General features: G+C 68.3%; 22 protein-coding genes and 2 pseudogenes. 8 read left to right on the top strand and 16 right to left on the bottom strand.

The genetic code is table 11. The features are described from left to right. Positions 1–36 precede the first annotated feature (36 nt). The 7 genes and pseudogenes from lptD (at position 37) to AC1Q5B_RS07845 (ending at position 7,656) form a co-directional block, all read left to right on the top strand. The gene (gene lptD, locus AC1Q5B_RS07875) at positions 37–2,505 is read left to right on the top strand and encodes an LPS assembly protein LptD (protein WP_492631171.1); all 2,469 of its coding nucleotides are present in this window, start codon (positions 37–39) and stop codon (positions 2,503–2,505) included. Beyond that, positions 2,502–3,812 (top strand): annotated as a pseudogene (locus AC1Q5B_RS07870) (peptidylprolyl isomerase); the annotation flags it as partial. The gene lptD and the pseudogene AC1Q5B_RS07870, both read left to right, overlap by 4 nt. Before the next feature lie 19 nt (positions 3,813–3,831). Then, on the top strand, positions 3,832–4,824 hold the full coding sequence (pdxA, locus tag AC1Q5B_RS07865; protein WP_492631170.1) for a 4-hydroxythreonine-4-phosphate dehydrogenase PdxA: 993 nt from the start codon (positions 3,832–3,834) through the stop codon (positions 4,822–4,824). A gap of 81 nt (positions 4,825–4,905) precedes the next feature. Beyond that, positions 4,906–5,691, top strand: coding sequence for a 16S rRNA (adenine(1518)-N(6)/adenine(1519)-N(6))-dimethyltransferase RsmA (rsmA, locus tag AC1Q5B_RS07860; protein ID WP_492631169.1), 786 nt, complete (start codon positions 4,906–4,908; stop codon positions 5,689–5,691). A 58-nt stretch (positions 5,692–5,749) separates the two neighbouring features. Next, positions 5,750–6,130 carry a Co2+/Mg2+ efflux protein ApaG gene (gene apaG, locus AC1Q5B_RS07855; RefSeq protein WP_492631168.1) on the top strand — a complete coding sequence of 127 codons (381 nt, stop codon included), beginning with the start codon at positions 5,750–5,752 and terminating at the stop codon, positions 6,128–6,130. A 12-nt stretch (positions 6,131–6,142) separates the two neighbouring features. Then, positions 6,143–6,988: pseudogene (locus tag AC1Q5B_RS07850) on the top strand (symmetrical bis(5'-nucleosyl)-tetraphosphatase); the annotation flags it as partial. An 11-nt stretch (positions 6,989–6,999) separates the two neighbouring features. Then, positions 7,000–7,656 carry a DUF1287 domain-containing protein gene (locus tag AC1Q5B_RS07845; RefSeq protein ID WP_492631167.1) on the top strand — a complete coding sequence of 219 codons (657 nt, stop codon included), beginning with the start codon at positions 7,000–7,002 and terminating at the stop codon, positions 7,654–7,656. Here AC1Q5B_RS07845 and AC1Q5B_RS07840 read toward each other — a convergent pair. The 8 genes from AC1Q5B_RS07840 to AC1Q5B_RS07805 form a co-directional block, all read right to left on the bottom strand. Then, positions 7,653–8,150, bottom strand: a complete 498-nt coding sequence (locus AC1Q5B_RS07840; protein WP_492631166.1) for a dihydrofolate reductase — start codon at positions 8,148–8,150, stop codon at positions 7,653–7,655. The two genes, AC1Q5B_RS07845 and AC1Q5B_RS07840, sit on opposite strands and share 4 nt — an antisense overlap. A 6-nt stretch (positions 8,151–8,156) precedes the next feature. Continuing rightward, a complete protein-coding gene (locus tag AC1Q5B_RS07835; RefSeq protein ID WP_492631165.1) occupies positions 8,157–8,951 on the bottom strand; it encodes a thymidylate synthase in 795 nt (264 codons plus the stop codon). Next, positions 8,948–9,838, bottom strand: coding sequence for a prolipoprotein diacylglyceryl transferase (gene lgt / locus AC1Q5B_RS07830; RefSeq protein ID WP_492631164.1), 891 nt, complete (start codon positions 9,836–9,838; stop codon positions 8,948–8,950). Before lgt ends, AC1Q5B_RS07835 begins: the two co-directional genes overlap by 4 nt. Positions 9,839–9,987: 149 nt before the next feature. Further along, on the bottom strand, positions 9,988–10,479 hold the full coding sequence (locus AC1Q5B_RS07825; RefSeq protein WP_492631163.1) for a TPM domain-containing protein: 492 nt from the start codon (positions 10,477–10,479) through the stop codon (positions 9,988–9,990). Continuing rightward, on the bottom strand, positions 10,479–11,369 hold the full coding sequence (locus tag AC1Q5B_RS07820) for a TPM domain-containing protein (RefSeq protein WP_492631162.1): 891 nt from the start codon (positions 11,367–11,369) through the stop codon (positions 10,479–10,481). The genes AC1Q5B_RS07825 and AC1Q5B_RS07820 overlap by 1 nt, the downstream gene beginning before the upstream one ends. Positions 11,370–11,388: 19 nt before the next feature. Beyond that, positions 11,389–12,036, bottom strand: coding sequence for a LemA family protein (locus tag AC1Q5B_RS07815; protein WP_492631161.1), 648 nt, complete (start codon positions 12,034–12,036; stop codon positions 11,389–11,391). 160 nt (positions 12,037–12,196) lie between these two features. Beyond that, a complete protein-coding gene (locus tag AC1Q5B_RS07810; RefSeq protein WP_492631160.1) occupies positions 12,197–12,931 on the bottom strand; it encodes a TerC family protein in 735 nt (244 codons plus the stop codon). A gap of 28 nt (positions 12,932–12,959) precedes the next feature. Beyond that, complete coding sequence (locus tag AC1Q5B_RS07805) at positions 12,960–13,340, bottom strand: diacylglycerol kinase (protein ID WP_492631159.1); 381 nt, start codon at positions 13,338–13,340, stop codon at positions 12,960–12,962. 260 nt (positions 13,341–13,600) lie between these two features. On the opposite strand from AC1Q5B_RS07805, the gene AC1Q5B_RS07800 reads away from it, so the two are divergent. Beyond that, positions 13,601–14,284, top strand: a complete 684-nt coding sequence (locus AC1Q5B_RS07800; RefSeq protein ID WP_492632061.1) for an SGNH/GDSL hydrolase family protein — start codon at positions 13,601–13,603, stop codon at positions 14,282–14,284. Between the two features lie 21 nt (positions 14,285–14,305). Here the strand turns inward: AC1Q5B_RS07800 and AC1Q5B_RS07795 are convergent, their stop codons facing one another. The 8 genes from AC1Q5B_RS07795 to AC1Q5B_RS07760 form a co-directional block, all read right to left on the bottom strand. Then, positions 14,306–14,683, bottom strand: coding sequence for a VOC family protein (locus AC1Q5B_RS07795; protein ID WP_492631158.1), 378 nt, complete (start codon positions 14,681–14,683; stop codon positions 14,306–14,308). Then, positions 14,662–15,378: an RNA polymerase sigma factor gene (locus AC1Q5B_RS07790; protein WP_492631157.1), complete on the bottom strand. Its 717-nt coding sequence runs from the start codon at positions 15,376–15,378 to the stop codon at positions 14,662–14,664. Before AC1Q5B_RS07790 ends, AC1Q5B_RS07795 begins: the two co-directional genes overlap by 22 nt. Further along, complete coding sequence (locus tag AC1Q5B_RS07785) at positions 15,379–16,335, bottom strand: isoaspartyl peptidase/L-asparaginase family protein (protein WP_492631156.1); 957 nt, start codon at positions 16,333–16,335, stop codon at positions 15,379–15,381. Positions 16,336–16,404: 69 nt separating this feature from the next. Then, on the bottom strand, positions 16,405–17,640 hold the full coding sequence (locus AC1Q5B_RS07780) for an ABC transporter permease (RefSeq protein WP_492631155.1): 1,236 nt from the start codon (positions 17,638–17,640) through the stop codon (positions 16,405–16,407). After that, positions 17,637–18,368, bottom strand: coding sequence for an ABC transporter ATP-binding protein (locus tag AC1Q5B_RS07775; RefSeq protein WP_492631154.1), 732 nt, complete (start codon positions 18,366–18,368; stop codon positions 17,637–17,639). The genes AC1Q5B_RS07780 and AC1Q5B_RS07775 overlap by 4 nt, the downstream gene beginning before the upstream one ends. Next, positions 18,365–19,897 carry an efflux RND transporter periplasmic adaptor subunit gene (locus AC1Q5B_RS07770; protein WP_492631153.1) on the bottom strand — a complete coding sequence of 511 codons (1,533 nt, stop codon included), beginning with the start codon at positions 19,895–19,897 and terminating at the stop codon, positions 18,365–18,367. Before AC1Q5B_RS07770 ends, AC1Q5B_RS07775 begins: the two co-directional genes overlap by 4 nt. Before the next feature lie 97 nt (positions 19,898–19,994). After that, positions 19,995–21,266, bottom strand: a complete 1,272-nt coding sequence (locus tag AC1Q5B_RS07765; RefSeq protein ID WP_492631152.1) for a sensor histidine kinase — start codon at positions 21,264–21,266, stop codon at positions 19,995–19,997. A gap of 49 nt (positions 21,267–21,315) precedes the next feature. Beyond that, entirely contained in the window at positions 21,316–22,017 is a 702-nt protein-coding gene (locus tag AC1Q5B_RS07760) for a response regulator transcription factor (RefSeq protein ID WP_055940490.1), read from the bottom strand. Between the last annotated feature and the right edge of the window lie 81 nt (positions 22,018–22,098).

Here is a 22,098-nt window from a genome sequence, read left to right as displayed (position 1 = left end):
CGGCCGTTTTTCGTCCGACAGCGAGCCCAGCACCGCGTGCGCACCGCCCTTCGCCTGCTCCCGTTGCCCTTCAGCATCGCCCTGTGCCTGCCCGCGCTGGCCGACGATGAGAAGCCCGACAGCTGGGCCCTGTGCCCGATCCAGGACGTCATCCCGGCCTTCGGTGGCGCACCCGAACCCTCGGCGTCCGGCAACCCCCAGGCCACGCGTGACCAGCGCGCCGACCAGCCCACGTCGATCGAGGGCGACAGCCTCGGCGGCACGGAAACCAATCTGGAATACCAAGGCAACGTGTCGCTGAGCCGCGGCGACCAGTTCCTCGGTGCCGACAACCTGAAGTACGACCAGGAAAAGGACACCTACGTCGCCGACGGCCACATCCGTTACCAGGACACCGGCATCCGCCTGGTGGCCGATACGGCCCGCGGCGACCAGAACGCCGATACGCACCAGATCGACAACGTGCGGTACCAGCTGGTATCGCGCCGGGGCAACGGCGGCGCAGACCGCATCGACATGAAGGGCCCCGAAGGCAGCCTGCTGCACTCGACCTACTCCACCTGCGATCCCCAGGACCGCCGCTGGGAACTGCGTTCCCGCCGCATCGACATCAACACCGACGATGGCTGGGGCGTGGCGCGCGGCGCGACGATCCGCCTGGGCAAGGTGCCGGTGCTGTACGTGCCCTACCTGAAGTTCCCGATCGACGACCAGCGCCACACCGGCTTGCTGTATCCCGCGATCGGCCTGTCGGGCCGCAACGGCTTCGACTGGAAGCAGCCGATCTACCTCAATCTGGCGCCGAATTACGACGCCACCCTCGAACCGCGTTACATGAGCGAGCGCGGCTTCCAGATGGGCGCCGAGTTCCGCTACCTGTACGAAAAGGGCCGCGGCGAGATCCAGGGCACCTGGATGACCAAGGACGACCTGGTCCGCGACCGCATGAACGAGGCGGACTACGATCCGCTCAATCCGAACAATCCCGACCCGGACGACGGGCGCGGTTTCCTCTCGTTCGAGGGCTCGCATCAGTTCAGCCGCAACTGGCAGGCGCGCGCCAACCTCATCTGGCTGAGCGATGCGCGCTACCAGGAAGACTTCGGCAATTCGTTGTATGGTCAGGCCTACTCTTCGGTCACCAGCACTGCGGGCGTGTACGGCGCCGGCGAGTACTGGAGCGCCGGCGCGATGGCCGACCACTGGCAGCTGTCGGACTACCTGAGCCGCGAGGAAACGCTTCCCTACAACCGCCTGCCGCGCACCTACCTCAACTGGAACCAGCCACTGAGCCGCTGGATCAACGTGGGTGGCCACGCCGAGGCGGTGCGTTTCCAGCATGACGAGAAGCCGGGCGGCAGCCGCCTCGACATCAAGCCGACGATCTCCTTCCCCATCCAGGGGGCGGCCTGGTACATCACGCCGACGCTGGCTTACCGGCATACCGAATACCGGCTCGAAGGGGATCTCGCGCAGCAGATCGCCACCGATCGCGCAGTGACCGAGTTTGGCGTTCCCGCCGATCAGCTGACACCGGCGATGATCGCGCAGTTCTACGACCGCTCGCCCAGCCGCAGCCTGCCGATCGGCTCGCTGGACGCCGGCGTGTACTTCGACCGGGAGACCGAGATCAAGGGCGACCGCTTCCTGCAGACGCTGGAACCGCGGCTGTTCTACCTCAACGCGCCGTACCGCGAACAGGATGGCCTGCCGATCTTCGACACCCGTCCGTTCAACTTCAGCTACGGGCAGCTGTTCCGCGACAACCGCTATACCGGCGCCGACCGCCAGGCCGATGCCAACCAGCTGACGCTGGCGCTGACCACGCGGCTGCTGCGGCAGAAAGACGGCTTCGAACGGCTGTCGGCCAGCATCGGCCAGATCCGTTATTTCGACGACAGCCTGGTCACGTACTCATCGGCGGAAGTGCCGCTGGAACGCGGCAAGTCCGCCTGGGTGGTCGATGCGAACTACGCGCCTACCGATCGCTGGACGATAGGTGCGTCGTACCAGTGGGATCCCAAGTTCCGCCGCGAAGACCTGGCCAGCGTACGGGCGCGGTACCTGCTGCCCGACGATGGCGTGGTCAACATCACCTACCGTCGCCGTCGCGACCTGCTGGAGCAGGCCGACTTCTCGTTCCTGTATCCGGTGACCCCGGCGTGGAGCGTGGTCGGCCGCTACTACCACTCCTTCTACCGCGACGCGGCCACCAACCAGGAGCCCGGCCTGCTGGAAGGCGTCGCCGGCGTGCAGTGGGACAGCTGCTGCCTCGCGGTCCGCGCGCTGGTGCGCCGTTACGTGCGCAACCGCGAGGGTGAAATGAACACGGGCTTCCAGCTCGAGTTCGTCCTGAAGGGCCTGGGCTCGGCCGGCCAGGACACGGACCGCACCCTTCGCCGTGCTATTCTCGGTTACTACCGAGACGACCTCTATCTCGTCCCGCCGAGCAATATCGCGCAGCGACCGGACGATACCTCTTACGCTCCGGATCCGATGCCATGACCAAGCCGTTTTCCCGCCTCCTGATCGCCAGCCTGCTGGCCCTGTCGACCGCCGGCGCGCCCGTGCTCGCGCAGACGTTGCAGCCGCTGGACCGCATCGCCGCCGTCGTCAACGAGGACGTCGTGCTGCAGAGCGAGCTGGATCGCGCCGTGCAGAACGTGCTCGCCCAGTACGCCAACCAGCCCGGCCAGCTGCCGCCGCGCGCGGTGCTCGAGCGCCAGGTCCTTGAGCGCCTGGTGCTGGTCAAGCTGCAGGTCGCGCGCGCCGCCGAGACCGGCGTGCGCGTCAACGACGCCGATCTCAACAACGCGGTCAACGCGGTGGCCCAGCAGAACGGCACCACCCCGGACGGCCTGCGCCAGCGGCTGGAAGCCGATGGCATGTCGTTCGCCGAGTTCCGCAACTCGCTGCGCGACGAAATCACCATCCAGCGCCTGAAGCAGGGGTTCGCGCAGAGCCGCATCAACGTCAGCGAGGGCGAAGTCGATGCCGCGCTCGCCGCGCAGGCCGCCAGCGGCACGCAGTACCGCTTGGCGCACATCCTGGTCGCGCTGCCCGATGGCGCCAGCGCCGAGCAGATCAGCACCGGCCAGAGCAAGATCGATGGCGTCAAGGCGCTGGTCGACAAGGGCGAGCTGGATTTCTCCGCTGCGGCCGTACGCTATTCCGACAGCCCCAATGCACTGGAAGGCGGCGATCTGGGCTGGCGCAGCGTCGATGAGATCCCGACCGCCTTCGTCGAGATGCTCAAGGGCATGTCGCCCGGCCAGGTGGTCGGTCCCCTGCGTGGACCCAGCGGCTTCCAACTGCTGAAACTGGTGGAGGTGCGCGACGCCGCGCAGGCCGAGAAGCGCTCCGTCGAGGAATACAACGCGCGCCACATCCTGGTGCGCATCACCGAGACCCAGGACGCGGCCGCCGCGAAGGCCAAGATCGATACGCTGCGCGCGCGCATCGCCGGCGGTGCCGACTTCGTCGCCGTGGCGAAGGAATCCACCGAAGACGCGAACAGCCGCGAGGACGGCGGCGACCTGGGCTGGTTCCCCGCCGATGCGTTCGGCCCGGCGTTCGGCAAGGAGGTCACCGGCCTGCAGGACGGCCAGGTCAGCGCGCCGTTCCGCACCGATGCCGGCTGGCATATCGTGCAGCGCGTTGGCAGCCGCCAGACCGACGTGACCGACCAGAACCGCCGCGCGCAGGCACGCGACACCATCGGCCGCCGCAAGGCGGAAGAAGAGTACAACCGCTACCTGCAGGAACTGCGTGGCGAAGCCTACGTGAGCTTCCGCACCGGCGACCGCGCCGAGACCACGCCGGGCGGCTGACGTGACGCCCCGGCTGGCGCTGGTCCCGGGCGAGCCTGGCGGCATCGGACCGGAGCTCTGCGTGCGGTTGGCGCAGCAGCTTCGCCAGGACTGCACCCTGCTCGCCTTCGGCGACGCCGCCACGCTCGCCGCCGCCGCCGAAGCGCTGGACCTTCCCCTCCGGTTGCTCGCGGAGCACGAGATCGCCAGCCGCCCCGGCGATCTCCGCCTGCGCTCCGTGCCCAACACGGTACCCACGACGTTCGGCGCGACGGATCCACGCAACGCACGCGCGGTCGTCGACGCGCTGACGCTCGCGGCCGACGCCTGCCTGCGCGGCGAACTCGATGGACTGGTGACCGGCCCGGTGCACAAGGCCGCGATCAACGCCGGCGGCATCGCTTACAGCGGCACCACCGAACTGCTGGCAGAACGGGCGCGCCGCCCCGTGGTGATGATGCTCGCCAACGACATCGTGCGGGTCGCGCTGGCGACCACGCATCTGCCCCTGCGCGAGGTCCCGGATGCGATCACCCGGGACGCGCTGACGCAGATCCTGCGCATCACGCATGCCGCGCTGCGCCGCGACTTCGGCGTCGCCGAACCGGTCATCGCCGTGCTCGGCCTCAACCCGCACGCAGGCGAAGCCGGGCACCTCGGTCGCGAGGAGATCGAAGTCATCGAACCGCTGTTGCACACGCTGCGCGCCGATGGGATGCGCCTGGAGGGTCCGCTGCCCGCCGATACCGCCTTCCTGCCGCAAAAGCTGAAGGGCTTCGATGCCGTCGTCGCCATGTACCACGATCAGGGCCTGCCAGTGCTCAAGTACAGCGGTTTCGAGCAGGCGGTGAACCTGACGCTGGGACTGCCGTACCCCCGTGTGGCGGTCGATCACGGGACCGCGCTCGATCTCGCAGGCAAGGGCGTTGCCGATCCGTCCAGCCTGTTCGCTGCGGTGGCCATGTGCGCGCGCATGGCGGTGAAGCGGGGAGCGAGCGTGGAGAAGAGGCGTTAGCAGGACATCGCAACCTCTGCCCTCCCGCCCGCGCCCAGCTTCGTACTCACCCCTCACCTCTCCACGCTCACTCCTCGCCCTATGTCCTTCAAGGCTCCCCCCAAGAAGTCCCTCGGTCAGCACTTCCTGACGGACCGCAGCTACATCGACAAGATCGTCATGGCGGTGAACCCGCAGCCCGGCGACCGGCTGGTGGAGATCGGACCCGGCCAGGGCGCGATCACTTTCCCGCTGCTGCGCAGGCATGGCGAACTGACCGCCGTCGAATTCGACCGCGACCTGATCACGCCGCTGATGGAAGCGTCCGAAGGCGTCGGCCGGCTGACGATCATCCACAAGAACGTGCTGGACGTGGACTTCGGCAAGCTCGCCGGGGACGGGAAGATCCGTCTGGTCGGCAACCTGCCCTACAACCTGTCGTCGCCGATCCTGTTCCATGCGATCGAGCACGCGGCATCGATCCACGACATGGTCTTCATGCTGCAGAAGGAAGTCGTGGACCGCATGGCCGCCGAACCCGGCAGCAAGGTCTACGGCCGGCTGAGCGTGATGCTGCAGGCGTATTGCCGCGTGGACTCGCTGTTCGTGGTGCCGCCGGGCGCGTTCCGCCCGCCGCCGAAGGTGGATTCGGCGGTCGCACGGCTGGTGCCGCGCGAGGCATCGGACATCGGCATCGCCGACCATCGGCGCTTCGAAGAGGTCGTACGTGCCGCGTTCGGCCAGCGTCGCAAGACACTGCGCAACGCACTGGGCGGCACGTGCTCGACCGGGCAGATCGAAGCCGCCGGCCTGCGCCCCGATGCACGCGCGGAACAGATCGAGGTCGAGGACTTCGTCCGTCTCGCCAACCTGCCTGCGGAAGGCTGATCCCGCGCACCGCCGGGCGTTGTTTCCGCTTTTACGCGCCTTTGCATACACTTCCCGCATGGATTCCCCCGATTACGCCATCGACGTCGATGTCGCCACGCGCTTCCTGGACGAACAGTCCACGCCGGAGGACGGGCGCTATGTGTTCGCGTACACCATCCGCATCCACAACCGTGGCCGCGTGCCGGCGCAACTGCTGCGCCGCCACTGGGTCATCACGGATGCGAACGGCAAGGTGGAAACCGTGGAAGGCGACGGCGTGGTCGGCGAACAGCCCTGGCTGAGGCCGGGCGAGGATTTCCGCTACACGTCCGGCGCCATCCTTGAGACCTCGCTGGGCACCATGCAGGGACGCTACGACATGCTCGCCGACGACGGCACCCGCTTCGACGCTCCCATCGCTCCGTTCACCCTGTCCGTCCCGCGGACGCTGCACTGAGGCCCCGGCGCGATGAGTGTCTGGGCCATCGGCGACCTCCAGGGCTGCTACGACGCCACGCAGCGGCTGCTCGAGAAGATCCGCTTCGACCCTGCGCGGGACCGCCTGTGGTTCTGCGGCGACCTGGTCAACCGTGGCGGGCAGTCGCTCGAGACGCTGCGGCTGGTGCATTCGCTGCGCGACCACAGCACGACCGTGCTCGGCAACCACGACCTGTCGCTGCTCGCCATCGGCGAGCGTTCCCCGGACGAGCAGCGCAAGGTCAATCCCGACCTGCAACGCGTGGTGCTCGCAGACGACGCGCGTGTGCTGCTCGACTGGCTGCGCATGCAGAAGCTGGTGCACGTGGACCGTGAGCTGGGCTGGATGATGGTGCATGCCGGCCTGGCGCCGAAGTGGACCACCGCGCTGGCCGAGAAGCATGCGCGCGAAGTCGAACAGCAACTGCACGGCAACGCGTATCGCAAGCTGTTCCGCAACATGTACGGCGACAAGCCGAACTGGGCACCGCACCTGTCGGGTTACGACCGCGCGCGCGCCATCATCAACGTGCTCACGCGCATGCGCTACTGCACCCCGCGCGGGCGCATGGCGATCGAGGAGAAGGGTGCGCCGGGCCGGCAGGCCCAGGGCCTGTATCCATGGTACGAAGTGCCCGGCCGCGCCGAGCGCGACCTCAGGATCGTCTGCGGCCACTGGTCCACGCTGGGCCTGATGATCGGCCACGGCGTGCACGCGATCGATACCGGCGCGGTGTGGGGCGGCAAGCTGACTGCGCTTCGACTGGACACCGATGGCATCGAACTGGTGCAGGTGCCCGGCCGCGATGTCCCTCCGCCGCCGAAGGGCGAGCTGCCGAAGGATTGAGCATGCAGCGTGCGCAGCGGTCGATGCTGTGCCTGTTGCTCGCCCTGTTGGCCGCGTGTCGCGAGGATGCTCCTCCCGCAGCTGTGCAGGACGCGTCGTCGTCGCATGCGGATGTTGCGTCCGTGCCGGCCTCGCCTCCGCTGGTCGCTGCCGCACGCGCCCAGATAGGCGTGGTGCGCGCCTACGATCCGACCTACTTCAGCCTGTCGTATCCCGACGGCGACGTACCCGCCGACCGCGGTGTCTGCACGGACGTGGTGATCCGCGCATTGCGCACGCAGGGACTGGACTTGCAGCGGGCGATCCACGAGGACATGCGCGCGAACTTCGGCATGTATCCGAACGTATGGGGACTGTCCCGCCCTGACCGCAACATCGATCACCGGCGCGTACCCAACCAGATGCGCTGGTTCGAACGCGAGGGTTGGCAGCGGACCATCGGCGCCTCGGCGGACGATTTCGCTCCCGGCGACATCGTGGCGTGGAAGCTCACCGGCAGCGGTCTTCTGCATATCGGCATCGTGTCGGACCGGCGCAGCCACGACGGTACGCCACTGATCCTGCACAACATCAGCGCCGGCACGCAGGAAGACGACCTGCTGTTCCGTCACGCGATCATCGGCCACTACCGCCCGCCGGCGGCGCTTTCCCGCGGCTAGCGCGCGCGGTGGTATTCCACGAAATCGAACGCCAGTGCGTGCTTCGCATCGACGCCATGGGGTTCACGAGCGACCTCGCGCCAGTCCGCGGGATCGAACACGGGGAAGAACGCGTGGGCACCGTCGACGATCGTGTCGACCTCAGTCACATGCAACACATCGGCGCGGTCCAGCGTCAGCGCATAGACCTCGCCGCCGCCGATCACGCATAGCTCTTCTGCATGCTGCGCTTCGGCGATCGCGACCGCTTCGTCGACGGATGCAACGGCCTGCATGCCCTCGAACGGCACACGACCGCTTCGGGTCAGCGCCAGATTGAGTCGGCCCGGCAATGCACGCCCCAGGGATTCGGCCGTCTTGCGCCCCATCAGCACCGGCTTGCCCAGCGTCAGCGCCTTGAATCGCTTCAGGTCGTCAGGTAATCGCCATGGCAGGTCGTTGTCGCGCCCGATGGCGCGGTGACGGTCCAGCGCGACGACCAGCGAGATCCGCATCTCGACTCAGACCGCCACCGGCGCCTTGATCGCCGGATGCGGGTCGTAAACGTGGATCTCGATGTCGTCGAAGGTGAAGCCGAACAGGTCGGTGACCTCGGGATTGAGGTGCAGCGTCGGCAGCGCGCGCGGCGTGCGCGACAACTGCTCGCGCGCCTGCTCGTAATGGTTCGAATAGAGATGGGCGTCGCCCAGCGTGTGCACGAAATCGCCCACGCCCAGTCCCGTCGCCTGCGCCACCATGTGCGTCAGCAGCGCGTAGCTGGCGATGTTGAATGGCACGCCCAGGAAGATGTCGCCGCTGCGCTGGTAGAGCTGGCAGCTGAGCTTGCCGTCCACCACGTAGAACTGGAACAGCGAGTGGCACGGCATCAGCGCCATCTTCGGCAGCTCGGCCACGTTCCACGCGCTGATCACCAGGCGCCGCGAATCCGGATTGCGCTTGATCTCGTCCACCAGCCACTGCATCTGGTCGATGGTCTTGCCGTCCGCGCCTTCCCAGCTGCGCCACTGCTTGCCGTACACCGGCCCCAGTTCGCCGTGCTCGTCGGCCCATTCGTCCCAGATGCTGACCTTGTTGTCCTTGAGGTAGGCGATGTTGGTTTCGCCCTTCAGGAACCAGAGCAACTCGTGGATGATCGAGCGCAGGTGCAGTTTCTTGGTGGTGACCAGCGGGAAGCCTTCGTTGAGGTCGAAGCGCATCTGCCAGCCGAACACGCTGCGCGTGCCGGTGCCGGTGCGGTCGGACTTCTCGGCGCCGTGCTCGAGTACATGCTGCAGCAGGTCGAGGTATGGCTTCATGCGCGCTTCTCCTTGCCGGCATCGGATGCAGGCACGACGGGTTGCAGCGTCGGCGCACGACGCGACAGCCACAGCAGGTAAAGGCCCAGCAGCACCAGCGGCACGCTGAGGATCTGGCCCTTGGTCAGCCAGCCGAAGGCGACGTACACGCCCTCGTCCGGCACGCGCACGAACTCCACCAGGAAGCGGAACACGCCGTACATCAGCGCGAACAGGCCGGAGACCAGGTAACGCGGCCGCGGCGTGCGCGACACCAGCCACAGCACGGTGAACATCACCAGCCCTTCGAGGAAGGCCTGGTAGAGCTGCGACGGGTGGCGTGCGAACTGATCCAGCGCGCCGGCGGCGTACTGCGCCTGCAGCTGCACGGCATCGAGGCCACGCAATGCCGGATCGGTCGGGAAGATCACGCCCCAGTCGCTGTGCGTCGGCTTCCCCCACAGCTCGGCGCCGATGAAGTTGCCGAGCCGGCCGAAACCGAGGCCGGGCGCCGCCAGCGGCGCCACGAAATCCATCGTGTCGAAGAAATGCAGGCGATGCTTGCGCGACCACCACAGCGCCGCAGCCATCACGCCGAGCAGGCCGCCATGGAAGCTCATGCCGCCTTCCCACACCTTGAAGATCGACAGCGGATTGTCGAGGAAGGTGCCGAAACCGTAGAACAGTACATAGCCGATACGCCCTCCCAGCACCACGCCGAGCATGGCGTAGAACATCAGGTCGGAGAACGCGTCCGCGTTGACGCCCGGCAATCGACCCTGCGAGGCGCGCAGGCGGCCCAGCCACCAGGCGACGACGAACGCCAGCAGGTACATCAGGCCGTACCAGTGCAGCTTGACCGGACCCAGCGAAAAGATGATCGGATCGATCTGGTGGAGGTAGATCATGCGCCTCGGCGTGGCCGGTGGGGATGGGCTATTTTGCCCCAGCCGGTCGGTGCGTGGATGACTGGCGCGCCGCAGAGCCGAGCCTGCTCGGCCGGGCAGGCATCCGGAGCCAAGCGCAGCGGAGCAAGCTCCGCTCTACGGCGTCGGTTTCAGTCCAGCAGGTACGGCCGGTTGGGCAGCTCGTCCTCATCCGGCTGCGCACCGGACTGCGGCCAGTGCGTCGCCAGCAGGTCCGACACGGCCCCGATCCCGTCGATGACGGCCTGTTCCGGATGTCCGGCGCGCATCTCCTGTTCTATCAACCGGCAGACCGCAGCCCATTCCGCATCGCTCACGCGCCCCGTCAGCCCACGGTCGGCCACGATCTCGATGCGGTGGTCGGCGAGCAGCAGGTAGACCAGCACGCCGTTGTTGGCCTCGGTGTCCCACGTGCGCAGGCGGACAAAGACCTCGTGCGCGCGCTCCCGCGCCTGCGTGCCCGCCAGCAAGGCGCCCACCGGCAGGTTGGACTCCACCGCGAACATCACCTCGCCGCGATGCAGCCGCTCACCGGTCGCGATGGCATCGGTGATGCGCTGCAGGCTGTCCTCGGGAAACAGCCGCCGCGATGAACGGGCGAACAGATGGCGCAGCAGCCGCATCACCAGCTCCCCGAGGCGCCACCGCCTCCCGACATGCCACCGCCACCGCCCCAGCCGCCTCCGCCGAAGCCCCCTCCACCGCCTCCAAACCCGCCACCGCCCCAACCGCCACCGCCGCCTCCCCAACCACCCCAATCGCGATGGCGCGCGTAGCCACCACGCGTGGAGACCGAAGCGAGCCCGTAGAGCAACCCGAACACGCCGGCGATCCCCGCCGGGATCAGCGACGACAGCAACAGCGCGACCCCCGCCGCCGCTCCGCCGGTAAACAGGCCGCGCAGCCCGGCGGGTGCGCGACCGAACACGCCGCGCACGACCGTCGCCACGATGAAGGCGGCGAACAGCGCGAAGAGCCAGTCGCCGCCGCGACCACCACCGGGCTCGCGATGCGTACTCACCGGTTCGGGCAGCGCTTCGCCATCGATCAGCTTCACCAGCGTCGCGGTGGCGTCGACGATGCCGCCGCCGAAATCCCCGGCGCGGAACTTCGGCGCGAGGTATTCCTGGATCACACGGTTGGCGATCGCATCGGGGATGGCGCCCTCCAGTCCGTATCCGGGCTGGATGCGCACGCGGCGATCGTCCTTGGCCACCAGCAGCAGCACGCCGTCGTCCACACCCTGCCGACCGAGCTTCCACTGGTCGAAGACGCGCTGCGTGTACTGCTCGATGGTTTCCGGTTGCGTGCTGGACACCATCAGCACCTGCAACTGGCTGCCCTTGCGCTGCTGCAATGCCAGCGACTGCGCCTCGAGCTGCTGCTTCTGCGTGGCATCCAGCGTGCCGGTGGTATCGACCACCGGCGAATCGAGCGCGGGAATGGCCGCCAGCGACTGCGCCCAGGCGGGCGCAGCGATCAACAGCAGGCAGAACGCCAGCGCGCGAAGCATGGGAGGGGCGCGTCGCCGCTCAGTTGTCCGGCGACGGCGCAGGCGGCGGTGTCGGCGCCTGCGGGGTGGCCGGTGCCGGCGGAGGCGTGCCGAAATCCACCGCTGGCGCTTCCGAGATCGTGGCTTCGTTCTCGACGGTGAAGTTGGGCTTCTCCTTCGCGCCGGTGATCTTGGCGGTAATCACCTGCGGGAACTGGCGGATGTAGGTGTTGTAGTCCTGCACGGTCTGGATGTACCGGCCGCGCGCGACGGTGATGCGGTTCTCCGTGCCTTCCAGCTGCGCCTGCAGGTCCCGGAAGGACTGGTCGGACTTGAGATTCGGGTAGTTCTCGGTGACCACCAGCAGCCGCGACAGCGCGCTGGACAACTCACCCTGCGCCTGCTGGAACTGCTGCAGCGAGGCGGCATCGTCGGCATTGACCTGGATCTGGCCGACGCGCGCGCGCGCATTGGTCACGTCGGTCAGCACCTGCCGCTCCTGCTGCGCGTAGCCCTGCACGGTCTTGACCAGGTTGGGAATGAGGTCGGCGCGACGCTTGTACTGGTTGAGCACCTCGGACCAGCCCGCCTTCACCGCTTCGTCCTTCTGCTGGATGGCGTTGTAGCCGCAGCCGGACAGCAACGCGACGAGCAGGACGAGCAACCACAGACGCGACACCTGGCGCATGACACGGCACTCCGTTGAAGGACGCGCCGATTGCAGCACCTCGCCCGTGACGGCGCAAGCGCAACGCGGCGCCCGGACGACGGCCCTCGCACTTGTTACCTGTCCGTGAAAAAGGAAGGGCTCCCGAGGGAGCCCTTCGCGACCGGAAGCCGGTGTGCGCTTACTCGCGCAACATGCGTTGGCTCGCGCGCTTCTTCGCCCACAGGTTGAGGCACTCGACCACCGCCGAGAAGCCCATCGCGCCGTACAGATAGCCCTTCGGGATGTGCATCTCGAAGCCGTCCAGCAACAGGTAGGCGCCGACGGCCACGATGAAGGCCAGCGCCAGCATCTTGATGGTCGGGTTGTTGTCGATGAACTGGCCCAGCGGCTTGGCCGCCAGCAGCATCACCGCCACTGCCAGCAGGATCGCCGCCACCATCACCGGGGTGTGGTTGGCCATACCGACGGCGGCGATCACCGAATCGAGCGAGAACACGATGTCGATCACCGCGATCTGCGCGATGACGCCGGCGAACGACACGGCCGGACGCGTATGCACGTCTTCCGAATCCGGCTCGCCCTTCACCAGTTCGAGGATTTCCTTGGTGCCCTTCACCAGCAGGAACAGGCCGCCGATGATCAGCACCAGGTCGCGCACCGAGATGCCCTGGCCGAACAGCGTGAACAGGTCGGTGGTCAGGCCTGCCAGCCAGGCCAGCGTCAGCAGCAGCATGATGCGGGTGATGCACGCCACCGCGATGCCGAACTTGCGCGCGACTTCGCGCTGGTGCGCCGGCAGCTTGCTGACCGCGATGGAGATGAAGACCAGGTTGTCGATGCCCAGCACGATCTCGATCGCGCTCAACGTGATCAGCGTGATCCACACCTGCGGATCGGTAAGCAGTTCCATCATGGGGGAGTACCTTGGTTCGTATCAGGATTCAGAGATAGCGGGGCGCCAGGATCAGCGCCCAGCACAGCAGGACGTTCATCATCAGCACGAAGACGGCGGCGGAACCCATGTCCTTCGCACGGCCGGCGAGTTCGTGATGTTCGGGGCCGTAGCGCTCGATCACCGCCTCGATGGCGGAGTTCAGCAGTTCGGCCGCCAGCACCAGCAGGCAGCTGCCGATCATCAGCGCGCGTTCCAGCCCGCTGTCGCCCAGCCACAGCGCGAGCGGCGCCAGCACGACCAGCAGGTAGACCTCCAGGCGGAACGAGGACTCGTGCCTCCATGCCGCCCGCAAGCCCTGCATGGACCACACGGTGGCCTTGAGGATGCGGCCGGGGCCGCGGGGAAGATGTCCGGTTTCGTCAGCCATGGCAGGTCGATGCGAAGGAGGCCCCGCATCGTCCCCGGCCGATCAGGCGGGGCCTGGGACGGCGGGAGGTCGGATCGGGTGGAACCGGCGCGGGTACCGCGCCAAGGCGGCGATTTTGCCACAAGGCGTCGCCGGGCCGGTTTGCATCGCCCGCTTGCGGCTGGTCCACTAGGTCCCGACCGCCCCCGAGGAGCCCCGCCCCCGTGACGTTTCCGAACCGCCTCCGCCTGCCCCTGTCCGCCCTTGCCCTGGCCGCCCTGCTGGGTGCCTGTGCGGGCGGCCCGCCTGCGACCGCCGATGCGCCCACGGCCGTGGCCACGGCAGCGAAAGCCGCGCCCCGCATTCCGGAGCAGGTCTCCAACGCGGAGTGGGAAACCGACATGCAGCGCTTCGCGGCCGAGGACGCCCGGTCGCCGCCACCGCGCGGGGGCGTGGTGTTCACCGGCAGCTCGTCGATCCGCCTATGGGAAACGCTGGCGCAGGATTTCCCCGACGTGCCGGTGATCAACCGCGGTTTCGGCGGCTCCGAACTGCGCGACAGCACCTGGTACGCGGATCGCACCATCGTTCCCTATGCGCCGCGCCAGATCGTGATCTATGCCGGCGACAACGACCTCCACTCGGGACGCACGCCGCAGCAGCTGCGCGCGGACTTCATCGCCTTCGTCGAGCGCGTGCGCCGCGACCTGCCGAAGGCGAAGATCGCCTACATCAGCACCAAGCCCAGCCCCTCGCGCGCGCAGCTGCTGCCCGTGCAGCGCGAGGCCAATGCGCTGGTGCAGGCGGAAGCCAGGCGCCTGGGCGTGGACTACATCGATATCTTCACGCCCATGCTCGACGCCGCCGGCCAGCCCGACGAGGCCCTGTTCGTCGAGGACCGGCTGCACATGAATGCCGCCGGCTACGCCATCTGGCAGCGCGTGATCAGCCCTTACGTGAAGTGACCGAGCCGCCACGCTGGGCCCTCAGCGCCGGCGCGTCGCCCCTTCGTTCTGGTGCAGGCTCAGCACGTTGCCGTCCGGATCGAGGAAATCCAGCGACAGCCCGCCGTCGGGCGATTCGCTGACCGGCACGACGATCTCCACGCCCTTGGCGGCCAGCGCTTCGGCATGGTCGTCGATGCCGCCATCGAGGCTGAAGACGACCACCGGCGATTCGCCCGCGCGCGCCGGGCGTGGAATGAACACCAGCGCGAGTTCGCCGACTTCACCCATCGCGAACGGGCCGTCGTGGCCGTCCATGGCGTCGATGGGCAGGCCCAGGGTGTCGCGGTAGAACGCCACCGACCGGGCCAGGTCGGAGACGAAGAACACGATGGCGCCTACCTTGCAGTGCGTGAGCATAGGATGTCCTCCTGTGTGATTCCCTTCTTTCCGTTGCCGCGCGAAGGCGATGTGTGAGCACCGGCATCGATCAGGATCAGATGCCCGTCCGGATCGTGCGTGCCCAGCCCCTCGCCCGCCAGCATGGCGGCCTTCAGGGCGCGGCGGGCGAGGCCGAAGGCGAGGTCGACGCTGCGTGCGGGGTCCCGCAGGTGCGCCAGTGCGATGCTTTCCGCGCGCGCCGTCGGGGATTGCGCGGCGAGCGCCTGGCGGATGCGGGTCAGGCGCTGGCGGAACGCGGTCGGTTCGATGCGCAGGATCCAGCGGATCTCGTCCGCGGACAGGCCATGCAGCGCGAGCACCGCCAGCCTTCGTGCCGAGGGCGGGAGCGTCGCCAGCCAGGGAAGGCGGGTCGCGGCAGGTGCGGATTCCTGCGGCGGTGCCATCGCGACGGTATCGTCCGCATGGAGTCCGGCCTGCGCTTCGCGCCGGCGCCGTCGGACCGCCGCGCGCGCGGCCATCGCCGCCTGGCGGCGCAGGACGCCGGACAGCCAGGGCAGGTCATGGCGGCCGGCGACCAACCCGGCGAGCAACGTCTCCTGCACCAGATCGTCTGCTTCGTCCGCGCGCCGGCACAGCCGCAGGGCCTGGGCACGGAGCGTGCGATGGACGGCCAGCGTCAGCGCGTCTCCGCCGCTCCCCGACGATGCCGTCACTCAGGCGTCCTGGTAGATGGCGGTGCCGCGCGTGCCGTCCGGCCGCACCCAGCCGCGGTACATGCCGCGTGTATTGAGGATCAGCGCCAGGTTGCCATCGCGGTCCACGGCGATCGCGCCACCGTCGCCACCATGCTGCGGCACTTCGCCGAGGATGACGTCCTCCACCGCATCGCGCAGGCGGTCGCCGCGGTACGCGACACGCGCGGCGATGTCGTGGGCCGCCGCATTGCGGATGTAGAACTCGCCCCAGCCGCTGCACGACACCGCACAGCGCGCATCGGCCCAGGTGCCGGCACCGATCACCGGCGAGTCGCCGACACGCCCCCACCGCTTGTTGGTCATGCCGCCGGTGGACGTCGCCGCCGCCAGGTGCCCGCGGCCGTCCAGCGCCACCGCACCGACCGTGCCGAAATACTTGCCGCGCAGATCGTCGCTGCCGTGCCAGGCCTGCTGCTCGCGTTGCTGCGCGTCGCGCAGCTGCACGCGCCGCGCCTCGGTCGAGAACCAGCCGTTCGGCACGCGCTCGATGGCCGGCTGCGTGTCGGCGAACTGCTCCGCGCCGTCGCCGATCAGGAACACGTGCGGCGAATCCTCCAGCACGCGCCGCGCCAGTCGCACGGGGTGGCGCACCGTCATCAGGCCGGCGACCGAACCGGCACGGCGATGGCGTCCGTCCATGATCGACGCATCCAGCTCATGTCGCCCTTCGGCGGTGAACACCGACCCGCGCCCGGCATTGAAATGCGGTGCATCCTCGAGCACCGTCACGGCGGCTTCCACCGCATCCAGTGCGGTGCCGCCGGTGGCGAGGATGGCGTGGCCGACATCGAGAGCACGGGCGAGTTCGGCGTGGATCGCCGCTTCCATGTCGGCACCCAGGCTGCCCGGCTCGATCACACCGGCACCTCCATGGATGGCCAAGGCGAGCGGCCGACGTGAGGAATGCGGGCTCATGCGCGGGACCGGTGGGCGCGACGGGCGTTCAGCATACTCCCGCCGCCGCGCCATGCCAGTCCCGATGCGCTACTGCGAGCGCAGCGCCTCGATGGGATCGAGCTGCGAGGCCTTGCGTGCCGGGTAATATCCGAAGAACAGGCCGGTGGCGATCGAGAAGCCCGCTGCCAGGCCGATGACCTGTCCGTTCAACGCGACCGGCAGCTCGCTGAACTGGCCGACAAGCAGGGCGCCGGCCACGCCGATGACGATGCCCAGCACGCCGCCGCCGAGCGACAGCAGCATGGCCTCGGCGAGGAACTGCCGACGCACGTCGCCCGGCCCCGCGCCCACCGCCATGCGCAGGCCGATTTCGCGGATTCGCTCGGTCACCGACACCAGCATGATGTTCATGATGCCGATGCCGCCGACGATCAGCGAAATGGTCGCGACCGCGCCCAGCAGCAGCGACATCAGCTTGGTGGTGGCCGTGCGCGTGGCGACGATCTCGGAGATGTTGCGGACGTTGAAGTCGTCGTCCTCGCCCGGATTGATCCTGTGCCGCTGGCGCAGCAGCGCTTCGACTTCGCCCTGCACGTAGCTGAGGTCCTTCGCATCGGCCACGGTCAGCGCTACCTGCATCACCGCGCCCGGCGGCAGTCCCATCGAACCCAGCAGGCGACGTCGCGCGGTTTCCAGCGGCACCATCATCACGTCGTCCTGATCCTGGCCGAAGCCGCCCTGCCCTTTGGGCGCCAGCGTCCCGACCACGGTGAACGGTACGCGTCCCAGGCGCACCGTCTGGCCGACGCCGCTGTCCTCGCCGAACAGCGTGCGCCGCACGGTCTCGCCCAGGATCACCACCTTGGCGGCGCTGGAGTAGTCCTGCGCATCGAAGCCCTCGCCATTGGCGATGACCCAGCTGTTGATGTCGAAGAAGTCGGCCTGCACGCCCTGCCAGCTGGTCGATGCGTTGTTCTCGGCGAACACGATCTGCGTGTTGCCGCGCAACGCACCGGCCACGTACTGCACTTCCGGTATCTCGTTGCGGATCGCCTCGACATCGCTTTCCTTCAGGGTGAAGAAGCTGCTGGAACTCATCCTCACGCCACCGCCGCCACGGCCCGCACCCGGGCTGATGTCCAGCCGCTGCGAACCCAGGCCGGACACCAGCTTGTCGATTTCGGCCTGCGTGCCCTGGCCCACCGACACCATGACGATGACGGCGGCGATGCCGATGATCACGCCCAGCGAGGTCAGTGCGCTGCGCATCCAGTTGCCGCGCAGCGCGTGCAGCGCGGTGCGCAGGATGTCGGAGAACTTCATGGCCGGCCTCCCGCGTGGTCCAGGTCTTCGTGCAGTTCGCCGTCGCGCATCACCAGGATGCGGTCGGCGTGCGCGGCGACTTCCGCGTCGTGGGTAATCAGGATGACGGTATGGCCGTCGTCGCGCAGGCGCTTGAACAGCGCCAGGATTTCTTCGCCGGTCTTGCTGTCGAGCGCGCCGGTGGGTTCGTCGGCCAGCAGGATCGGCGGCTGGTTGATCAGCGCGCGCGCGATCGCCACGCGCTGTTGCTGGCCGCCCGAGAGTTCATTGGGACGATGGCCCGCGCGCTCGGCCAGGCCGACCGCCGCCAACGCCTGCCGTGCACGCTCGGCGCGCTCGCCGGGGGGCACCTGCGCGTAGCCCAGCGGCATCGCGACGTTCTCCAGCGCGGTCATGCGCGGCAGCAGGTGGAACCCCTGGAAAACGAAGCCGATCTTCTCGCGGCGCAGGATCGCCAGCTGTTCGGCGTCCAGCGTGGCCACATCGATGCCGTCGCACAGGTAACGGCCGTCGCTGGGCGTATCCAGGCAGCCGATAAGATTCATCAGCGTGGACTTGCCCGAGCCGGACGGCCCCATGATCGCGACGAAATCGCCACGGTCCACCCGCATGTCCACACCGCGCAGGGCGACCACTTCCGCCTCGGTACCCGCCGAGTAGACCTTGCCCAGCGCGTGCGTCTGGATGACCGGGACGCGATCGCCGATGTTCGCGGACGGCGTGCTCATTCCTTCGCGCGCTCGCCCACGACCACCATGTCGCCTTCCTTCACCGCGCCGGACACCTCGGTGCTGGTGCCGTCGCTGGCGCCCACGCGCACTTGCACCATCTCCGGCTTGCCGTTGACCAGCTTGTAGACGGGCGCGCGCTTGGCGCCGAGCAGCGTGCGCAGTTCGCCGTCCCAGCGCTGCTTCTGCCGATCGTCGAGGGTGGCGCGGAACGGCGCGAAGTCCTGCTGCATGCGTTCGGCCATGCGCTGGCGCATCTGCGCCTGCATCGCGCCCCCGCCACCGCCGCTGTTGCCGCCCGGACGCGGGCCGCCGCCAGGGCCACCGAACATGCTGGCGCCGCCGCGCTGCTGCGCCTGTGCCATGCGTGCGGCCTGGCGTTCGCGCAGCGCGGCGAGCGCGGCATCGAAGGCGGCCTGCTGTTCCGGTTTCAGTTGCAGGCTGCCGGCCACGCGCACGAGATCGTCGCTGACCCCGCCGCCGCGGTTCTGGCCTCCCTGCGGGGCCTGCGCGGCAGTGGCGTTGGCATCCTCGCCGGTCGGCTTGTAGCGCAGCGCCGCGTTGGAGATCTTCAGGATGTCGTCGCGCTTGCTGACCTCGATCTCGGCGTTGACGGTCAGGCCAGGCAGCAGCGTGCCATCGCTGTTGTCCACGCTGACCACCACCGGATAGGTGACCACGTTGCTGGTGGTGGTGGCCGACAGGCGGACCTGCTGCACCTCGCCGCGGAACTGGCGGTCGGCGAAGGCATCGACGGTGAACGAGACCGCCTGCCCGACCTTGACCTGGCCGATGTCGGCTTCGTCGACGGCCAGCTCGATCTTCATCTTCGACAGGTCTTCGGCGATGGTGAACAGCTCCGGCGCCTGCAGGCTCGCGGCCACGGTCTGGCCGGGCTCGATGGTGCGGGTCAGTACCACGCCGTCCACCGGCGAACGGATCACGGTGCGATCCAGGTTGACGCGGGTGGTCTGAGTGGACGCGGTCTGCTGGCGGATCGATGCCTGCGCCGCGTTGACCTGCGCCCGCGCCTGGTCGCGCGCGGCACGGGCCAGGTCGACGTCGCTCTGCGCGACCAGCTTCTGGGTGCCGAGGTCGGCCTTGCGGGTGTAATCCAGCTCGGCATTGGCCAGCGTCGCCTGTGCCTGCTTCAGGCTGGCCTGCGCGTTGGCGATCTGCGCATTGCCCTGTTCGATCTGGGCTTCGTAGGTACTCGGGTCGATGCGCGCCAGCACCTCGCCCTTCTTCACTTCGCTGTTGAAGTCGACCAGCACATCGGTGACCTGGCCGGAGATCTGGCTGCCGACCGTCACCGTGGAGATCGCGCTGAGCGTGCCGGTGGCCGAGATGGCGACGCGGATGTCGCCGCGCTCCACGGCTGCGGTGCGATAGGCGCTTTCGGCGCCGTCGGCCTTGCGTGAGGTCCAGTACCACGCGCCTGCGCCGAGGATGGCGACGACGGCGACCCCGAGCAGGATCCTGGGCAGGGGAGATGTCTTGCGGGGGACGATGCGTGCTGGCTGGCTCATGCAGTGAGTCGGCTCGGAGAGTGGGGGGTCGGGAACGGGAACGCGCCGGAGGCTGCGGCGTTGACAGCCCGCAGCACCGGTCAGTTCCCATTATGGATTACGGAACGAAGCGGATCGTCGCGGTGGTCCCGCGTCCGAGCTCGCTGTCGAGCTCGATCTTCCAGCCGAAGCGGTCGCAGAGGCGGCTGACGATCGACAGGCCCAGGCCACTGCCGTGCGGACGCGTCGGATCGGCGCGGTAGAACGGCTCGAACACGCGCTGCATCGATTCGGCCGACATGCCGATGCCGCTGTCGCGCACGACCACGCGGTCCGGCTCCAGCAGCACGTCGATGCGGCCCCGGTCGGTATAGGCGCAGGCATTGCGCAGCAGGTTGCTGACGACCACCTGGAACACCCGCGGCGGCGCATGCAGGCGGGGGCGCGCATGCAGCGTGACCTCCAGGTCGACCGGCTTGTTGAGCAGCAGCGTGCGCGCGTTCTCGGCTTCGTCCATCACGATGTCGGCGACGTCGAAGTCCTCGCTCTGCGGCTCCACCTCGGCCTCGCGGGCCAGGATCAGGAAGGCATCGATCACCGCCTCCATGTCGCGACCGGCGCGCTGGATGCGCTGCAGCGCGCGCGCCACGCGCGGCGGCGAGTCTTCCGCCATGCCCATGTCGGTGGCCACGCGGATGACGGTCAGCGGCGTGCGCAGTTCATGGCTGGCGTCGCGGGTGAAGTCGCGCTCGCGCGCCACGTGCGCGCTGACACGCTGGGCCAGGCCGTGCAGCGCGGCGGCCAGCTGACGGGCTTCGCCCTGCACGTCGTTCGGCAGGCGGTCGGCGGCCAGCGCGCTCACGTCGGGGCGGCGCGGATCCCATTCCGACACCTGCCGCGCCAGCCAGCTGACCGGCGACACCAGGCGCTTGGACGCGCGATAGGTCAGCCACGACACCAGATAGATCGCGACCAGGGTCATGATGATCGGCACGGTGCCGAAGTAGAACGCCAGGCGCTCGGCCTGCGAGCGCAGGAAGACCAGGTACAGGCGCCCCTGCGGCTGTTCGTCGACCAGTACCAGCAGGTCGTCGCTCGTCAACTCGTGGAAGCCCGGCGCGAGGTCGCGCAGGTTCTCGGGGAGCACCAGGTTGGAATGCCCCTTCAACACCAGATACCCGCGCAGGTTGAAGGTGTTCGGCGGCGGCTGCGCGGTGCTGGCGCTGTAGAGCTCCCAGAAATGCGCGGCTTCTTCCTGCAGCGCGGTGTTCATCAGGCTGTGCTTGATGACCGCGGAGATCAGGTACACGCCCAGCACGATGGCCAGGCTGACCATCACGGCCTGCAGGATGAAGGCGATCCTGAGTTTGCGGGGCAGGCCTTGGCGCATGGGCGATCGTCGGGCGAAGGCGGGAGTATGCCGCGCGCCGACGGGCGGGTCAGCCGATGTCGGCGATGCGGTAGCCCGCGCTCTGCACGGTGTGCAGCAGCGGCTTGTCGAACGGCTTGTCGATCACCTTGCGCAGGTTGTACAGGTGGCTGCGCAGCGTGTCCGAATCCGGCAACCCGTTGCCCCAGATCTCGCGCTCGATCTCCTGCCGGGTGACCACGCGCGGCGATTCCCGCATCAGGATGGTCAGCAGGCGCAGGCCGATGGGCGACAGCATCAGCTCGGTACCGCCGCGGGTGGCGCGCATGCTGACCGGGTCGAGCACCAGGTCGGCGACCTTCAGCACCTCGGCCCCGACCTGGCGGCGTTCGCGTCGGATCAGCGCGCGCAGGCGGGCCTCCAGTTCCTGGATCGCGAAGGGCTTGGTCAGGTAATCGTCGGCGCCCGAGCTCAGGCCGGTCAGCTTGTCGTCCAGGGTGTCGCGTGCGGTGAGCATCAACACCGGCGTGGACTTGCGGGCTTCGGTGCGCAGTCGCTTGCAGACTTCCATGCCGTCCAGGCGCGGCAGCATCAGGTCGAGCACCAGCACGTCGTAGCTGTTCTCCACCGCCAGGCGGTAACCGTCCAGGCCGTCGGTGGCGTAGTCGACCTCGAACCCGCGTCCTTCGAGATATTCCCCGATCATCTCCGAAATATTGCGGTTGTCTTCCACTACCAGCACCAGACCCGCAGTTTCCTGACTGTGTCGCATGACGGCTCCATTGAGAGGCTTCAGGTTTGTGAAGCTACCGGTCGACCGGTAGACACCGCGTGAAGACGACCTTTCCATTCA

The organism is Pseudoxanthomonas sp. GW835-FHT14C01 (assembly GCF_058793715.1).
This window is presented reverse-complemented; position numbering and strand designations above follow the sequence as displayed.

Coding starts and splice junctions, on each gene's coding strand:
- rsmA (WP_492631169.1), top strand. CDS start 4,906: ATGTCCTTCAAGGCTCCCCCCAAGAAGTCCCTCGGTCAGCACTTCCTG.
- apaG (WP_492631168.1), top strand. CDS start 5,750: ATGGATTCCCCCGATTACGCCATCGACGTCGATGTCGCCACGCGCTTC.
- AC1Q5B_RS07845 (WP_492631167.1), top strand. CDS start 7,000: ATGCAGCGTGCGCAGCGGTCGATGCTGTGCCTGTTGCTCGCCCTGTTG.
- AC1Q5B_RS07840 (WP_492631166.1), bottom strand. CDS start 8,150: ATGCGGATCTCGCTGGTCGTCGCGCTGGACCGTCACCGCGCCATCGGG.
- AC1Q5B_RS07835 (WP_492631165.1), bottom strand. CDS start 8,951: ATGAAGCCATACCTCGACCTGCTGCAGCATGTACTCGAGCACGGCGCC.
- lgt (WP_492631164.1), bottom strand. CDS start 9,838: ATGATCTACCTCCACCAGATCGATCCGATCATCTTTTCGCTGGGTCCG.
- AC1Q5B_RS07825 (WP_492631163.1), bottom strand. CDS start 10,479: ATGCGGCTGCTGCGCCATCTGTTCGCCCGTTCATCGCGGCGGCTGTTT.
- AC1Q5B_RS07820 (WP_492631162.1), bottom strand. CDS start 11,369: ATGCTTCGCGCGCTGGCGTTCTGCCTGCTGTTGATCGCTGCGCCCGCC.
- AC1Q5B_RS07815 (WP_492631161.1), bottom strand. CDS start 12,036: ATGCGCCAGGTGTCGCGTCTGTGGTTGCTCGTCCTGCTCGTCGCGTTG.
- AC1Q5B_RS07810 (WP_492631160.1), bottom strand. CDS start 12,931: ATGATGGAACTGCTTACCGATCCGCAGGTGTGGATCACGCTGATCACG.
- AC1Q5B_RS07805 (WP_492631159.1), bottom strand. CDS start 13,340: ATGGCTGACGAAACCGGACATCTTCCCCGCGGCCCCGGCCGCATCCTC.
- AC1Q5B_RS07795 (WP_492631158.1), bottom strand. CDS start 14,683: ATGCTCACGCACTGCAAGGTAGGCGCCATCGTGTTCTTCGTCTCCGAC.
- AC1Q5B_RS07785 (WP_492631156.1), bottom strand. CDS start 16,335: ATGAGCCCGCATTCCTCACGTCGGCCGCTCGCCTTGGCCATCCATGGA.
- AC1Q5B_RS07780 (WP_492631155.1), bottom strand. CDS start 17,640: ATGAAGTTCTCCGACATCCTGCGCACCGCGCTGCACGCGCTGCGCGGC.
- AC1Q5B_RS07775 (WP_492631154.1), bottom strand. CDS start 18,368: ATGAGCACGCCGTCCGCGAACATCGGCGATCGCGTCCCGGTCATCCAG.
- AC1Q5B_RS07770 (WP_492631153.1), bottom strand. CDS start 19,897: ATGAGCCAGCCAGCACGCATCGTCCCCCGCAAGACATCTCCCCTGCCC.
- AC1Q5B_RS07765 (WP_492631152.1), bottom strand. CDS start 21,266: ATGCGCCAAGGCCTGCCCCGCAAACTCAGGATCGCCTTCATCCTGCAG.
- AC1Q5B_RS07760 (WP_055940490.1), bottom strand. CDS start 22,017: ATGCGACACAGTCAGGAAACTGCGGGTCTGGTGCTGGTAGTGGAAGAC.